Annotated in this window: 17 protein-coding genes; 7 read left to right on the top strand and 10 right to left on the bottom strand. The window is 60.6% G+C overall.

What is annotated here, in order from left to right; genetic code table 11:
* Positions 1-141: 141 nt before the first annotated feature.
* Positions 142-756 (top strand): DUF3005 domain-containing protein, encoded by a 615-nt coding sequence (locus FH08_RS0139280; RefSeq protein WP_031363595.1) that lies wholly within the window; start codon positions 142-144, stop codon positions 754-756.
* Between the two features lie 76 nt (positions 757-832).
* On the opposite strand, the gene FH08_RS53075 is transcribed toward FH08_RS0139280, so the two are convergent.
* Positions 833-997 carry a hypothetical protein gene (locus tag FH08_RS53075; protein WP_200878856.1) on the bottom strand — a complete coding sequence of 55 codons (165 nt, stop codon included), beginning with the start codon at positions 995-997 and terminating at the stop codon, positions 833-835.
* 315 nt (positions 998-1,312) lie between these two features.
* On the opposite strand from FH08_RS53075, the gene FH08_RS0139270 reads away from it, so the two are divergent.
* The 3 genes from FH08_RS0139270 (at position 1,313) to FH08_RS0139260 (ending at position 2,869) form a co-directional block, all read left to right on the top strand.
* Positions 1,313-1,729 carry a hypothetical protein gene (locus FH08_RS0139270; protein ID WP_152603034.1) on the top strand — a complete coding sequence of 139 codons (417 nt, stop codon included), beginning with the start codon at positions 1,313-1,315 and terminating at the stop codon, positions 1,727-1,729.
* Positions 1,730-1,837: 108 nt separating this feature from the next.
* Positions 1,838-2,437 carry a short chain dehydrogenase gene (locus FH08_RS0139265; protein WP_031363593.1) on the top strand — a complete coding sequence of 200 codons (600 nt, stop codon included), beginning with the start codon at positions 1,838-1,840 and terminating at the stop codon, positions 2,435-2,437.
* The gene (locus FH08_RS0139260) at positions 2,438-2,869 is read left to right on the top strand and encodes a GNAT family N-acetyltransferase (protein WP_031363592.1); all 432 of its coding nucleotides are present in this window, start codon (positions 2,438-2,440) and stop codon (positions 2,867-2,869) included.
* A gap of 15 nt (positions 2,870-2,884) precedes the next feature.
* Here the strand turns inward: FH08_RS0139260 and FH08_RS0139255 are convergent, their stop codons facing one another.
* From FH08_RS0139255 to FH08_RS0139220, 8 genes are all read right to left on the bottom strand, one after another.
* On the bottom strand, positions 2,885-3,814 hold the full coding sequence (locus FH08_RS0139255) for an SMP-30/gluconolactonase/LRE family protein (protein ID WP_031363591.1): 930 nt from the start codon (positions 3,812-3,814) through the stop codon (positions 2,885-2,887).
* Positions 3,815-3,863: 49 nt separating this feature from the next.
* Positions 3,864-5,441, bottom strand: a complete 1,578-nt coding sequence (locus FH08_RS0139250; RefSeq protein ID WP_031363590.1) for an aldehyde dehydrogenase (NADP(+)) — start codon at positions 5,439-5,441, stop codon at positions 3,864-3,866.
* A 232-nt stretch (positions 5,442-5,673) separates the two neighbouring features.
* Positions 5,674-6,504, bottom strand: coding sequence for a 2-oxo-tetronate isomerase (otnI, locus tag FH08_RS0139245; protein ID WP_031363589.1), 831 nt, complete (start codon positions 6,502-6,504; stop codon positions 5,674-5,676).
* A gap of 183 nt (positions 6,505-6,687) precedes the next feature.
* Entirely contained in the window at positions 6,688-7,026 is a 339-nt protein-coding gene (locus FH08_RS0139240; protein ID WP_031363588.1) for a thioredoxin family protein, read from the bottom strand.
* A gap of 165 nt (positions 7,027-7,191) precedes the next feature.
* Positions 7,192-7,722: a chromate transporter gene (locus tag FH08_RS0139235; protein ID WP_031363587.1), complete on the bottom strand. Its 531-nt coding sequence runs from the start codon at positions 7,720-7,722 to the stop codon at positions 7,192-7,194.
* Positions 7,719-8,327 (bottom strand): chromate transporter, encoded by a 609-nt coding sequence (locus FH08_RS0139230; protein ID WP_051888885.1) that lies wholly within the window; start codon positions 8,325-8,327, stop codon positions 7,719-7,721. Before FH08_RS0139230 ends, FH08_RS0139235 begins: the two co-directional genes overlap by 4 nt.
* Before the next feature lie 167 nt (positions 8,328-8,494).
* Complete coding sequence (panE, locus tag FH08_RS0139225) at positions 8,495-9,445, bottom strand: 2-dehydropantoate 2-reductase (protein WP_031363585.1); 951 nt, start codon at positions 9,443-9,445, stop codon at positions 8,495-8,497.
* 76 nt (positions 9,446-9,521) lie between these two features.
* Entirely contained in the window at positions 9,522-9,893 is a 372-nt protein-coding gene (locus FH08_RS0139220) for a hypothetical protein (RefSeq protein ID WP_051888884.1), read from the bottom strand.
* 408 nt (positions 9,894-10,301) lie between these two features.
* On the opposite strand from FH08_RS0139220, the gene gndA reads away from it, so the two are divergent.
* The 3 genes from gndA (at position 10,302) to FH08_RS0139205 (ending at position 13,596) form a co-directional block, all read left to right on the top strand.
* Entirely contained in the window at positions 10,302-11,708 is a 1,407-nt protein-coding gene (gene gndA, locus FH08_RS0139215; RefSeq protein WP_031363583.1) for an NADP-dependent phosphogluconate dehydrogenase, read from the top strand.
* Positions 11,709-11,894: 186 nt separating this feature from the next.
* Complete coding sequence (locus tag FH08_RS49815; protein WP_051888883.1) at positions 11,895-12,464, top strand: DUF4365 domain-containing protein; 570 nt, start codon at positions 11,895-11,897, stop codon at positions 12,462-12,464.
* The gene (locus tag FH08_RS0139205; protein ID WP_031363581.1) at positions 12,454-13,596 is read left to right on the top strand and encodes a hypothetical protein; all 1,143 of its coding nucleotides are present in this window, start codon (positions 12,454-12,456) and stop codon (positions 13,594-13,596) included. The genes FH08_RS49815 and FH08_RS0139205 overlap by 11 nt, the downstream gene beginning before the upstream one ends.
* Before the next feature lie 89 nt (positions 13,597-13,685).
* Here the strand turns inward: FH08_RS0139205 and FH08_RS0139200 are convergent, their stop codons facing one another.
* Positions 13,686-14,747 (bottom strand): sugar phosphate isomerase/epimerase family protein, encoded by a 1,062-nt coding sequence (locus FH08_RS0139200; protein ID WP_031363580.1) that lies wholly within the window; start codon positions 14,745-14,747, stop codon positions 13,686-13,688.
* Positions 14,748-14,753 lie beyond the last annotated feature (6 nt).

Raw genomic sequence — 14,753 nt, 5'->3', positions numbered from 1 at the left:
GAACATTTACTGATGTTTTATCCCGTCGTTTATTCCAACGCGGAGTTGACCCGGGGTTCAACGGACCCCGAAGTCCGGAATGTTTCTTGCATGATGTCTCTTCGTTAACCTGAACCAAGCCTGAACCAGGCGGAGCGAATCATGAACAATGCACAGAACAATGAATCGCAGGACAAGCAAGTGCAGCGCGCGGCGGACAGCCCGCTGAAGAAGCCTGAAACCGAAACTGCCAAAGCCAAACCGGGTGACGTGGCAGCAGCAGCGGAGGGACGCGAAGTCGGGCTTGGCCAATCAGGCAGCAGCACGTCTGATTCATCGTTGGAACACACCGGGCCGCTTGGCAAGACCGACGTCACGCATCAGGCAATGGATGTTCTCAACGACGACACGCTGGACGATACCGTCGACGCTGACGGAAAAAATCGCGATGCCTCGCGCGACGAAACCATGCTTGCGAACAATCCCAACGCGTTTGTCGGTGTGAATGCTTCGTCGGTAAATTCGCGCTATGAACAGGGCGACGGCCTGGGCGGTTTCGACAGCCGTCCGGCTCGCAACGGGCTGGCGCTCGCGTTAGAGGAAGGCTTCAGTGTCGTGGATAAAGGCATGATCGCGCCCGACGTTGAAGAGGTGGAGCGCCAGTATGAATTTGTTGAACGCGATCCCCATGGCTACAGCTTGCGGGGTCGCCGGCATTTCGCCATCAATCATTTCCGGCCATCGCGCTTGATCGAGATCCAGCGGCGCGAGAAATAACGCAGCGCCGGTCACTCACAGGACCAAAAGCCGCGATTCAAAGCGGCTATCGGTCCTTTCTTGTCTTTCGGTCCGATCATTTCTTTTCGGGTTTGACCTTCTCATCGTCGGATTCAATCCGTGTCACGCCGCCCGTCGCTGGCGGATCGCTGGCGGGAAAGGTATCTTCCACCGCGCGGTCTACGTCCTCCTCCTCTCGATGCGAATGCGGGTGCTGTTCCTTCGGTTTCGTCGTGGTCATGGCTGACTCCTGGTCGGTGGACTGCGCGGTGGACTGTGTAAAGCGTGCCGTTGGGTGCAGCATCGTTGCAATGTCGCAGCGTCACAAAGCTGCTTTCTGCTTTGTTTCGCCCTTTAGTTCCGATAAAAACGCCGGCAGCAAAGCGGGCTTTCGTCAGGTAAATCGCCGCTGCACGCGCCGCCATACGGCGCTATGAAACTGAAAGCAAGCGATGTTCCCAGCTTGTCCTTGATCTGGCACGACCCATGCATAAGACTCCCGCGAATCAGACGAATGCAGCACGATGCATCGAAAAACCAAGCGGCGGGGGCCGGCATGAACACAACCAATACGTTATCGAACGAAGCGTTACAGCAGACGCAAGGCGTCCGCGCACCGTGGCGCAAGCAAGCGTTCTCCACTGCACTGGTGTGCCTCGGGCTGGCGTACGCATTGTCATGGGTCGAGATGGGATTGGCGCTGATGACCGGTCCGGGCGAGCCCATCGCCGCACTGATTGCATCGCGTGCATTGATTGCCGGCTTGTATGGTTGCGTGGCGTTCCGTCTGCAATGGGCGCGCTGGATTACCGTTGTACTTGGCTTTACGTCGGTCGTACTGGTCGGACCCATGCTCGGTGCAGAATGGCATGCCTTCCCTGTCGCCGCGCTCGTCACCGGCGTCGTACTGGTGCTCAAGCTGGCGGCATCGATCTTCTTACTCTCGCCGGGCGCGTCGCACGGGATCCGTTGAAGTTGCAGTTGAAATTGAAGTCCACCTAAGAAAGACCCACCGGCACGCTTGTTCAAGCGGCCTGTAAATCGCACAATGAGAGCCCGTTTCTTTTTCGATGAGACTCTCATGAAAATTGCCGTCATCGGTGCAACCGGCACAGTCGGCCGCGCCGTCTTCTCCGAATTCCAGCCGCGTCACGAAGTCTTCGAGATCGGCGCCACCCGAGGCGCGCACCGTGTCGACCTGACGAAGATCGACAGCATTCATGCGTTGTTCAAATCGATCGGTCAGGTCGACGCCATTGTTGCTACCGCCGGGCACGTTCACTTCGGCGAGCTCTCGCAGATGACCCCCGAGCAATTCCGCATTGGCCTCGACGACAAACTCATGGGTCAGGTCAACCTCGTGCTGGTCGCGCAACAGTACGTGAACGACAGCGGCTCGTTCACGCTGACCAGCGGAATCGTGGGCGATGAACCCATCAAATATGGCGCAAGCGCGGCGGCGGTCAATGGCGCCATTGAAGGTTTCGTGCGAGGAGCCGCAATCGAACTGCCGCGAGGCCTGCGCATCAACGTCGTGAACGCGACCATGCTGGAAGAAGCGCGCGAAGCGTTCGGGCCGTATTTTCGCGGCTTCGAAGCGGCGTCCGGTGCGCGCGTTGCACTCGCGTACAGCCGTAGCGTGGAGGGCCTCGAAACCGGACGTATCTACAAGGTGCGTTGAATGGTTAGCGAATGGTCGAGGGACGATTATCGCGTCACCACGGACATCAGGACGTTCGACTTCGACGTCGTGCATCGGTACTTGAGCGAGGTGGCTTATTGGTCACCCGGCATCTCGCGCGAAAAAGTCGAGCGGGCGGCCGGGCATTCGCTGGCGTTCGGCCTGTTCCATCGCGACGCGCAGATTGGTTATGCACGCGCGATCACGGACACCGTGAGCTTCGCGTATCTCGCCGATGTGTTCGTGCTTCCCGGCCGTCAACGCGACGGCCTGGGTACATGGCTGGTGGAATGCGTGCTGTCGCATCCGGATTTGCAGGGCTTGCGCAAGATGCTGCTGACGACCTCAAGCGCTCACACCCTATACGCCCGGTTCGGTTTTGTCGTGCCTGCGCAGCCGGAAAAGCTGATGGAAAAACGCGCGCCGGCGTGATGGCGGCGTGATGTTTCAGCCGCCGATCACGCCCTGCGTGTTGACGTAAAGCGAGTACAGGCCGTGACTCGCCGCCATGAACAAGCGGTTGCGATAACGGCCTCCAAAACACACGTTGGCGCAGCGTTCGGGCAGCGCGATATGTCCAATCGCTTCACCTTGCGGCGTGAAGATCCTGACACCGTCCAACTCGTCGCTGCCCATGCCCCAGCCGCACCACAGGTTGCCGTGCACATCGACGCGAAAACCGTCGGGCGTGCCCTGCCCGGCATCGATCAACTCGCGCTGATTCGCAAGCTTCAGGCCGTCGCTCGAGATATCGAAGGCGAGGATCTTGCGCGGCGACGCACGCGAATCGACGATATAAATCACCGACTCATCAGGTGAAAATGCGAGTCCGTTCGGACCAATCAGCGTGTCGGTCATCATGGTGATCTCACCACTCTTGCCATCCACGCGATACACCGCCGGCTTGAGTTCCGGGTCCTTGCGCTCGCCTTCATAAAAACCGTCGATACCGAAGCTCGGGTCGCTGAACCAGATCGAGCCATCGGATTTTACAATCACGTCGTTCGGTGAATTGAGCGGCTTGCCGTTGTATTGATCGGCAAGCACAGTGATCGAGCCGTCGTACTCTGTGCGTGTTACGCGGCGCGTGAGATGCTCACACGTGACCAGCCGTCCTTCGCGGTCGCGGGTGTTGCCGTTGGCGTTGTTCGAGGGCTTGCGAAACGTGCGGACCTCGCCCGTTTCTTCGTCCCAGCGCAGCATGCGGTTGTTCGGAATATCGCTCCATACGAGCGTGCGGCTGTCACCGAACCAGACCGGACCCTCAGACCAGCGAGCCCCCTGATACAAACATTCGACCGATGCCATGCCGACACGCAGCGCGTTAAAGCGCGGATCGAGTACTCGGACGGCGGGATCGGGATAACGGCGCTCCATCTGTTTTCATCTCCTTGTTTGAGTCGTTTGAGTCGTGTGTCCAACGTGTTCAGTTAGCTCCGAGTTCACCATCGCGCAGGCGCCACAGGTTTAGCGGGTTGTCATCCTGAAGTGCAAGCGGCAGCAAAGCCGAAGGCAGGTCCTGATAGCACACAGGCCGCAGGAAGCGTTCAATCGCCGTCGCGCCGACCGAAGTCGCGCGGCTATCGGAAGTGGCCGGATACGGCCCGCCATGCACCATGGCATACGATACTTCAACGCCAGTCGGAAAGCCGTTCGCCAGAATTCGCCCGGCCTTGCGTTCGAGGATCGGCAGGAGGCGACGCGCGAGCGGTACGTCGTCGCTTTCCATTTGCAGCGTCGCCGTCAACTGGCCTTCAATACGGCGTGCCAGGTCCAGCATCTCGTCCTCGCTGCGGCAAATCACGATGAGCGACGTGGGTCCGAATATCTCATCCTCGAGCTGCGGTGTGGCGAGAAATTTCTCGGCATTCACGGTATATAGCGCGGGCAGCGCCGGACACGACGCATCGGATTCGGCGCCGGTCGCAACGCGCTCCACGCCCGACTCATCGCGCCGCGCAATGCCTTCCTGATAGGCAGTTGCGATGCCTGCCGTCAGCATGGTCTGCGCGCCCTTCTTTTCGAAAGCACTGACTGCGTAATCAATAAACGCCTGCAAATGAGGGCCTTCCAGCGCCAGCACCAGACCCGGGCTGGTACAAAACTGCCCGACCCCGAGCGTCACTGAATCGACAAAACCGTTCGCCAGCGATTCAGCCCGCGCCGCCAGTGCGCCCGGCAACACAAAAAACGGATTGATGCTGCTCATCTCGGCGAAGACGGGAATCGGCTCACGCCGCCTGGATGCGATCTCGATCAACGCCAGGCCTCCGCGCCGCGAGCCCGTGAACCCGACCGACTTGATGGCCGGATGCGCGACCAGCGCCTCGCCTACCGCGTTGCCCGCGCCCACTACGAGCGAGAACACACCTTCGGGCAATCCTGAATCCGCCACTGCTTTCTGGATCGCGCGCCCGACCAGTTCCGACGTGCCCAGATGCGCCGGATGCGACTTCACGACCACGGGGCAACCCGCGGCGAGCGCGGCGGCGGTGTCACCGCCGGCCACCGAAAACGCCAATGGAAAATTACTCGCGCCGAACACGGCAACCGGTCCAACGGGAATCTTCTGCAAACGCAGGTCGGGACGCGGCAACGGCTTGCGCTCCGGCTTAGCCGAATCGAGCGTGGCTGACAGCCAGCGGCCCTCGCGCACGAGCGACGCGAACAATTTCAATTGCCCGATCGTGCGGGCGCGCTCGCCTTCGAGGCGCGCTTTCGGCAGCGCGGATTCGGCGTGTGCGCGTTCGATCAGCGTATCGCCAAGTCCGGCGATGTTGTCCGCAATCGCTTCCAGGAACTGCGCACGCGTTTCGAGCGGCGCGAGCCGGTAGGTATCGAATGCCCGCTCGGCAAGGTCGGCCGCTTGGGCAACTTCCTTCGCTCCACCGCCGCCAAAAGCCGGCTGCAGGTCGACGCCGCGCGCCGGATCGAAGGCATGCAGCGTGGCGTCCTTTCCGCGCACCGCCGTCGCACCGATCAACATTTCTCCGGTGATCTGCATGTGAACTCTCCTGAATGCAGCGCCTGTCGCGGACCGCGATGGTCGCCGTGGGTGACAAAAAAAGCCAGGTGACACGAGGCGCAAGTGAGTTTGCCTTTTACCGTGGACGCTCACGCAACAACGAAAATTTCAGCGTCGTGCGGATAGTTCCAGCGCTTCCTCCGCCATGGTAAAAGCGACCAAGCGGCCCGGACGTCGCGCATCAAACCAGCATCAGGCCGTCTCGGCAGGGTCATGATGCATAGCCAGCATGACGATACGGAGTGAGCCATCCCAGCCCGTCGGAGGTGCCTGCGCGCGGCCGATACTCGCAGCCGATCCACCCGCCATAGCCGAGTGAATCGATGAGATCGAAAAGGTAGGGATAGTTGACTTCGCCCGTATCCGGCTCGTTGCGGTAGGGTATGCCTGCTACCTGTATATGGCCGATACCCGCGTTGCGCCGTTTCATGTCGCGTCGAAGCTTGACGGCCAGGTCGCCTTCCACGATCTGGCAGTGATAGCAGTCGAACTGGACTTGCAGGTTCGGCAAGCCGATCTCTTCGCAGATCGCTTGCGCCTCATCCTGCCGGTTCAGGAAATAGCCGGGCATGTCACGCGTATTGATCGGCTCGATCACGATGGTGATGCGAGCCGTTTGCGCCATGCTCGCGGCGAGCGCGAGGCTCTTGAGATAGACATCGCGATGCTGTTCGCGCGAGTGCTGCGCGTCGTGGTTTGTTCCGTGCTTCGTGTCAATCAACCCTGCCATGACATGGAGCCGGTCGTTGCCGAGCGCCGCGGCATAGTCGAGGGCTATCTCCATGCTGCGCCTGAACTCTTCCTCGCGTCCGGGCAGCGAAGCGAGTCCGCGTTCACCTCCGGTCCAGTCACCCGGCGGCGCGTTGAACAGCACCTGCTTCAGGCCATTGTCCGCGAGCTGAGTCTTGATTTCCGCTGGCGGAAATTCATAGGGAAACAGGAACTCCACCGCCTTGAAACCATCACGCGCCGCCGCGCTGAAACGCTCGAGGAACGCATGTTCGTTGTACATCATGCTGAGGTTGGCGGCGAAACGCGGCATGGTGAACCTCCTGCTGGTCAGGGTGACGCCAAGGCGTTCAAGAATTGCCGGAGCGGTCTGCAAGACGAACTGCGCAACTCCCGCGCCCGGTTTTGCGCATCGTCAGCCATTACCTTCGCCATTACCCTTCGAACCGATGATATTCCCGTACCCCGCGCCCGGAATGATCGGTAAAAACCCTCATCATGGCGAAACCGGATGGTCGATCAGCGCGAAAGCATCGCGAATTTCCGATGTGCTTTTCGGGCGCACGACCCGCGCGAGCTCGATCCCGTTGTCGAGGAAGATCAGCGTTGGCCAGAGTTTGACCCTGAACGAGCGGCCAAGCGGGCGGCCGCTGCCGTCCTCGATCTTCAAATGCCGGACGCTGGCGTGGTCCTCGAAAGCCTCCGCAATCAGCTGCTGGGCAGCGCGGCAATAGCCGCACCAGGAGGTGCCGAACTCGATCACCGCCGGCCCACGGAGCGCGTCGATCTCAGCGCGCGATGGCGCAGTGAGTGCGAATTCAGTGGTCATCGCCATCAGTACTTCCTCCTCGAAACGAAACACGTGACAAGCAAATACGGCCAGGCGCTGGATGTTCATAACATCGCCAAACTCGTCGATGTGGCCCGACCAGCACGTCCCTTTCCGCAAGGCCGATGCCCGCAACGGGCTCTGCCCTTCGCCCTTAAACTCGATGCAAGCCTAGAACTGCCCGAAGCCGGTCAGCCCGATCAGGGCGCCCGCAGCCAGCAACCACAGCGGATGCAGCTTCGTCCTGAACGACAGGAACGCAATGACCGCCGTGATGGCCGCAAGTACCCAGCGGGTATCCGACGCTTCGGCAATCAACGACGCGCTCGCCGCAACGAGGCCGGCTGTCATGGGTACGAGGCCGAGTTGAACGTAGCGTCGCCACGGATGGTCCTTGAAGCGTTCCCAGGCGTGCATGGCCGCGACCGTCACGATTGACGACGGGCCGAATTTTGCAATCGATGTCACCAGCACGCCCGGCCAGCCGGCCACATGCCAGCCGATCAGCGTCACGATCATCATGTTCGGTCCGGGCGCCGCCTGTGCAAGCGCGAACAGCGCGGAAAAATCCGCCTTCGACATCCACTGATGGATGTCCACTACCTGCCGCTGCATCTCGGGCAGGATGGTATTGCCGCCGCCGAAGGCGAGCAGTGAAAGCTGGCTGAAAATGGCCGCAAGCGAAGCGAGATCGTGATTCATTGGCTCTCCCCGCGCTTCACTTCCGGCGTCTCTTCCGGCTTCTCTTCGCGATTCACCCTCGACGCGACGAAGATCGAAACCGGTGTGAGCACGAGCATCACCGGCAACAACGGCAAGCGCAGCAACGCGATCGCGATGAACGCCAGGACTGCGACCGCCGCCATGGAGAGTTTGTGCCGCAGCGGCCACGCCACCTTGATCGCCATCGACACCAGCAAGCCCGCGGCCGCCGCGGCGAGTCCCGCGAACAAATGGCGGATGTGCGGATCTTGATGCGTGCGTTGATACAGCACGCCGAGTCCGATCACGATCAGCGAAGGCCCGACGATCAACCCGAGCAGGCCGGCCAGCGCGCCCGCCACGCCACGAAATTTCATGCCGACCGCAACCGATAGGTTGATCACGTTCCCGCCCGGCAAAAACTGGCAAAGACCCAGCAGATCGACAAATTCGTCGGGGGTGAGCCACTTGCGCCGCTCGACGATTTCGCGCCGTGCGAGCGGCAGCGCGCCGCCGAACGCGGTCAGCCCGAGCGTCAGGAAGCCGATAAAAATCTCCGCGACAGTCGGCGGGGCAAGCCGCTCTTGCAAGGCATGATCGTGCATGGTTCGGCGAGCGTTACTTTCGAGAAGCGCAAAGCGTAACGCTTTATAGCGGTTGCTTCAAAGTCCGAAATGGCTGTTTAAAGCGCAATGCGGATTTTTTCGGGCAGCAAGACGCAATGCCGCTGCGACTGCCGGCGTCCGCCCCGCTCCCATGGCCCCGATCCGGCTTACGAAGCCTTGACGTCGCCACGTTCGCGGCGAGATTCGTAAGCTTTCAAATGCGTGTAGGCCGTCGAGAAAACCGGCGTGCTGATCTGATCGACGTGCGCCGCTTTGGCACGGGTGATCAAATCACCCACTACGTGGTCCGCTTCGATCCGCGCGCCGTTCTCCAGATCGCGCAGCATCGAGGCAGTGATCGTGGAGCCGGCCTCCGTGAACATCGCCCGCGCACGCGCGACCACCGCTTCCCCGGGCGTAAAGCCGTTCGCGGATGCGATGGCTCGGGCTTCATCGAAGAGATCGAGCAGCAGCTTCTGGCCACCCGGCGCCGCGATAATATCGCCGACCGGCGCGCGCATCAGGCATGTGCCGGCCGCGAGCGTCGCGAGAAACACCCACTTTTCCCACATCGACTGGATGATCTCGGGACTGGCGAACGCGTCGAACTGCGCGCCGGTCAACTGCGCCGAGATAGCCTCGATACGCGCCGACAGTCCGCCCGCGCGCTCGCCGAACGCCATGGAATGCAGCTTGTTCAAGTGAACGATGGTGCCGTCGGCGTCGAGCGTCACGGCCACGATGCACTGGCCGCCGAGCACGCGCTCAGCGCCGAATTGCGCTTCGAGCACATCGAGGTGATGCATGCCGTTGAGCATCGGCAGGATGGCGGTGTTCGGGCCGACCGAGGTTTTTATCGACTCGATGGCGCCGTCGAGATCGTACGCCTTGCAGCTGAGCAGGATAAGGTCGAACGGCTCGCGAACGTCTTTCGCCAGCACGATGGGCGGATTGGGTATAGACAGGTCGCCGTTCGGGCTGCGCACGTTGAGGCCCGTCTGCGCGAGTTGCGCGGCCCGCCGTTCGCGTACGAGGAATGTCACGTCACGGCCGGCTTCGAGCAGCCGACCGCCAAAATAGCCGCCAATCGCGCCCGCGCCCACCACCAGAATCCGCATGTCCTGCTCCTTGCATTTAGTCCGATCAGAACGCCGGCCGCAGGTGCGACGGCGCCGCCTTGTTTTACCGGCCTTTCTACGCTTGCCAGACGCCATACCCGGCTTCCCGCAAGCCGATTGCCAATTCCACTTCCATCTCCCGCGCGCCTTCGTACGGCATCGGGTTATACAGTTCGTAGAGCTGCGGCAACAATCGCAGCCCGAATTCCCGCGCATACCGGTTCGACTGGATACCGGCCTTGTGCTTGTCGAAACGGACATCGGGATCAATACCCGTCATGCCTACATAGACAAAGGGCTTGCCGAGCACGTAATCCGGATTCGCGCGCCGGAAACGCGCTTCGTTCCAAACCGTGTCCGCCAGTTCGATCACGTAGACGTGGTAGTGGTGACTCCTTGGCCGTGCCTTTGGTTGAGCTTTAAGTTGAGTCTTTTTCCGAAGCGCCATGCGGTTGCCCTGTCGTTGCGCTGCGGTTGCCCTGTTCCGCCTGGTTCAAGCGAGTCGCGTCGCGCCTCAAACCGGCTGCGGATGCTCATTCTAGACTGGTGTCAGGAGTGCTGCCCGACCGCTGCCGACGGGCTATCCGGCCGCTCTCCGGTCGTGCAAGCGCGTGCGATGTCTGCCAGCGCCGTGTCAAAGTGGTAATCTCGCTCCGTCTGCGCGTTCTGCGCGGCGTTTGCGTGTTTCCGCCTGCCAGGCTGACGGAAACACGTAGTGTCCGTGCCGCTTTTGCCACTGGTTGCTGGCGCGAAAGCCTGTCCGGAACGCCGTCGCGGACACCGCCCCAATTGACAAATCGCACCCGTCGCGTGTGTAGCCACGAGCCGCCCGCGCTTCGGTCATTCGGAGAGAAACATGAGCAAGCAAGCAATCGGCGTTGTCGGCCTCGCCGTCATGGGACGCAATCTGGCGTTGAACATCGAGAGCCGCGGCCACGCGGTGTCGGTGTACAACCGCAGCCGCGAAAAAACCGACGAGCTGATAGCCGAGCATCCCGACAAGAAACTCGTGCCCGCGTACACGCTGGAAGAATTTGTCGAGTCGCTTGAGAAACCTCGCCGCATCCTGCTGATGGTCAAGGCTGGCCAGGGCACGGACGCCACCATCGACTCGCTGCGGCCTCTTCTCGACAAGGGCGACATCCTGATCGACGGCGGCAACACCCATTTCACCGACACCATCCGCCGCAACACCGACCTCGCCAAGTCGGGGCTGCACTTCATTGGCACGGGTGTGTCGGGCGGTGAGGAAGGCGCGTTGAAAGGCCCGTCGATCATGCCGGGCGGCCAGAAGGAAGCGTACGACCTGGTGGCTCCGATCCTGACCGAGATTGCCGCCAAGGCGCCGGATGGCGAACCGTGCGTGGCGTACATGGGCCCGGACGGCGCGGGACATTACGTGAAGATGGTGCATAACGGGATCGAATACGGCGACATGCAGTTGATCGCTGAAAGCTACGACGTGCTCAAGCGCGTGGCGGGCTTGTCGAACGAAGAACTGGGTAAGGTGTATGTCGAGTGGAACAAGGGTGAACTCGACAGTTACCTGATCGAGATCACCTCGAAGATCTTCTCGAAGAAGGATGAAGAGACGGGCAAGGATCTGGTCGATGTCATTCTCGACCGCGCGGCGCAAAAGGGCACGGGCAAGTGGACGAGTCAGAATGCACTCGACCTCGGCGCGCCGCTGCCGCTGATTACGGAAGCCGTGTTTGCACGCGTGCTGTCTTCGCTGAAGGATCAGCGCGTTGAAGCGAGCAAGCAGTTGACGGGGCCGTCGCCCAAGTTCGATGGCGATCGCGATGCCTTCGTGGAAGCCGTGCGGCGTGCGTTGTTCCTGAGCAAGATCGTTTCCTACGCGCAGGGCTTTGCGCAGTTGCGTGCGGCGTCAGAAGAGTACAAGTGGGACTTGCAGTATGGTCAGATCGCGAAGATCTTCCGGGCGGGCTGCATTATCCGTGCGGGCTTTTTGCAGAAGATCACGGACGCCTACAAGACCAATCTGGACTTGCACAACTTGCTCCTCGATCCGTACTTCACCGACATCGCAACGAAGTATCAGGGTGCGTTGCGTGATGTGGTTGTCGCGGCGGTGAAGGCGGGTGTGCCGGTGCCGGCGTTCTCGTCGGCAGTGGCTTATTACGATAGTTACCGGTCGGAGACGTTGCCGGCGAATCTGGTGCAAGCACAGCGCGATTTCTTCGGCGCGCATACGTTCGAACGGGTGGACAAGAAGGGCAGTTTCCACGCCGACTGGTCGTAAGTTGCTGAGAAGCCACTGAGAAGCGGCTGGCCTTTCCGGTAGTTCAACGCCGACGCTTTCGCGTCGGCGTTTTTTTGCCCTGAGCAGAATCGTCAAATTTTGTCGCAGCGAATTTTTCCACAAGTCGAATAACGGTGTTTGCGCCTATCCTTTCCTGTCGATGGATAACGGAACGGCAGGAAGATCATGGCAACAGCACTTACAGTATTAAATCGGGAATCGGAGTTGAGCTACGCTTATCTCCACGCCATTGCATCCCACGCGGGCGTCAACTGCAAGACGAGCAACCGGCACGACGACAATGCCGGGATCGATGCCATGCTGACCGGTTGGGAGCCATTTCCGAATGGCGGAAGCCTGACCGAGGTCGACATCAAGGTCCAGCTGAAGGCAAGCATCAAGCCGCCATTCGACGACGGTGACTCGCTCTCCTACTTCCTGTCCGGCACGCAGCAATACGACGACCTGCGCCGTGAAACGCACGCGTCGCCGCGAATACTCGCCGTGTTGTTCCTGCCGCCGAAAGCGGAAGACTGGCTAACGCACTCACACGAGCAGCTCGTGCTCCGAAAATGCGCGTACTGGGTCAGTCTGCGAGGCGCGCCACCAACGGACAACCTTGCAGGCGTCACGGTAAAGATCCCAAAGCATCAGGTGTTCGACGGTACCGGTCTCATGCAACTCATGGCGAGCATCTCGCGTCGCGAAATTCCTGCTTATAAAGCTCCCGCTCACCGAGTTCCTCATGGCAATTAAAGATCTGTCACCGTCTGCCCTGCGTGATTTCGTGAAATCGCTGGGATGGCAGTCGTTGCCCGATGGCATTGTGGACCGTCTTTACGTCATGCATCACGCCGACGTGCCGCGCCGCCAGATCGTCATTCCCATGGATCAGGATGCGCCAGACTACGCCGAGGCATGTGAACTCGCGTTGTCCAAACTCGCGGACCTGCAGGGTATGAAGCTGGCGGAGCTGATTCAGCTCGCCGCCATCTCGCGTGACGACTCCGTCTATTACCGCGTGACGAGCAGCGGCTCCGTTGATGACGGCCTGCCCTTGTCGTTCGCATCTTCATTGCTGCAGGGCGCGGAGCAAATCCTGCTTGCGTCGGCGTGTACCGTATTGCGTCCCCAGACCCATCATCCGCGTCTGCACAGGGCGGAAGCTGCGCAGCTTGCCGGTCATGCACGATTCGGACATACCGAGCGAGGCAGTTTCGTGATGCGCGTGTCGTGTCCTGTCGATGCTATGCAAACGCCTTCCGTGCCCGACCTCGCGTACGCGAACGACTCGTTTGTTCGCATGACCATGCTTACCGCCAGAAATGGCGTGCGCCAACTCGTCAACGCCATCGAAGAGGACTCGCTGAGCCGCTTCGTAGATTCACAGAGGGCAGCGGCGTCGCCTATCGTTTCGTCGAATCTTTGCGAAGCGCTGACGCGTCTTCACAGTGACGACGTACGCAACAACATCGATATGTCGTTTCGTTGGGCAACAACCGTAGCGTTACCGCGCGACGCCACGGCCGATGAGAGCATCAGGATTCGAAGCGATTACTTCGCGCGCATTGACGAGGTACGCCAGGAATTGCGTGCGGTTGAGCGTGACCGCGACGACGTATTCATCGGAACAGTCGAGCATCTGAACGGAGAATTCGATATTGAAGGAAATCGGGCCGGTGAGGTAGTCATGGCGCTGCTCCTTCGGGAGGGCGAGATCATCAAGGCCCGCGTTGTACTCGATCAGGAACAGTACGCGAGGGCAGTCACTGCCCACCTTGACGATCGGGCCTTGGTTCGAATCGCGGGGCGCCTGCGTCCCGGTCGTCAACCGCGTACCATGACCGACGTGACGAGCTTTATCCTGATCGGCCCGGGTCTGGGCTAATACAAATTAGGTTGGGCTTGGCAGACGGACCGGTGGACTGGTGTTCGGTGCTTCAAGGCCTCGGGTTCTCCGCCTCGGGTCTTGCGGCCTCAGTCTAAAGGCCCTAATCCCAGCACCTCCCGTATTTTCTCACCGTTCGCGTCACTTCCGGCGAAGTCATCGAATGCGCGGTCCGCTACGTGAATGATGTGCTTGCGGATATACTCCGCCCCCTCCCGCGCGCCATCCTCCGAGTGCTTCAACGCGCACTCCCATTCAAGCACGGCCCAACCGGGAAAATCGTACTGGGCCATCTTCGAAAAGATCGCCCCGAAGTCGATCTGCCCGTCGCCCAGCGACCGAAAACGTCCCGCGCGATCCACCCACCCCGAATAACCGCCATATACCCCCTGGCGCCCGTCAGGACGAAACTCCGCGTCCTTCACATGGAAAGCCTTGATGCGTTCGTGATAAATATCGATGAACTGAAGGTAGTCCAGTTGCTGCAGCAAGAAATGACTAGGATCGAACAGGATGTTCGCTCGCGGGTGAGCGTCCACAGCGGCAAGAAAACGGTCGAACGTCACACCATCGTGCAAATCCTCGCCCGGATGCAACTCGTAGCAAACATCCACACCGGCTTGATCGAAGGCATCCAGCAACGGCCGCCAGCGCCGCGCCAATTCTTCAAACGCGGCCGTAACAAGACCCTGCGGGCGCTGCGGCCACGGATACAAATAAGGCCATGCCAGCGCCCCCGAAAACGTCACGTGCGCGCTCAGGCCCAAGCGCTTCGATGCCGCCGCCGCGAACCCGACCTGCTCGATCGCCCACGCGGTGCGCGCCTTCGGATCGCCGCGAACATGTGGTGCGGCGAAACCATCGAAGAGCGTGTCGTAGGCCGGATGAACCGCGACAAGCTGCCCCTGCAAATGCGTCGATAACTCCGTGATGCTCACGCCTGCGTCGTCCACTACGCGAAGCAGATCATCGCAATATGCATCGCTCTTTGCGGCCTGTTCGAGATCGATCAGCCGCGGATCGCACGGCACCTGGATACCTTCATAACCCAGGCCCTTTGCCCAGCCCGCCAGATGCGCGAGGTTGTCGAAGGGCAACGTGTCGCCTAGAAACTGCGCCAGAAAAATGGCGGGGCCCTTGATGGTTTTCATGTGCAT

It is taken from the genome of Caballeronia sordidicola (assembly GCF_000729995.1).
GTDB classification, from domain to species: Bacteria; Pseudomonadota; Gammaproteobacteria; order Burkholderiales; family Burkholderiaceae; genus Caballeronia; species Caballeronia sordidicola_A.
The sequence above is the reverse complement of the archived record's forward strand: the minus strand, read 5'-3'. Positions and strand labels throughout refer to the sequence as shown.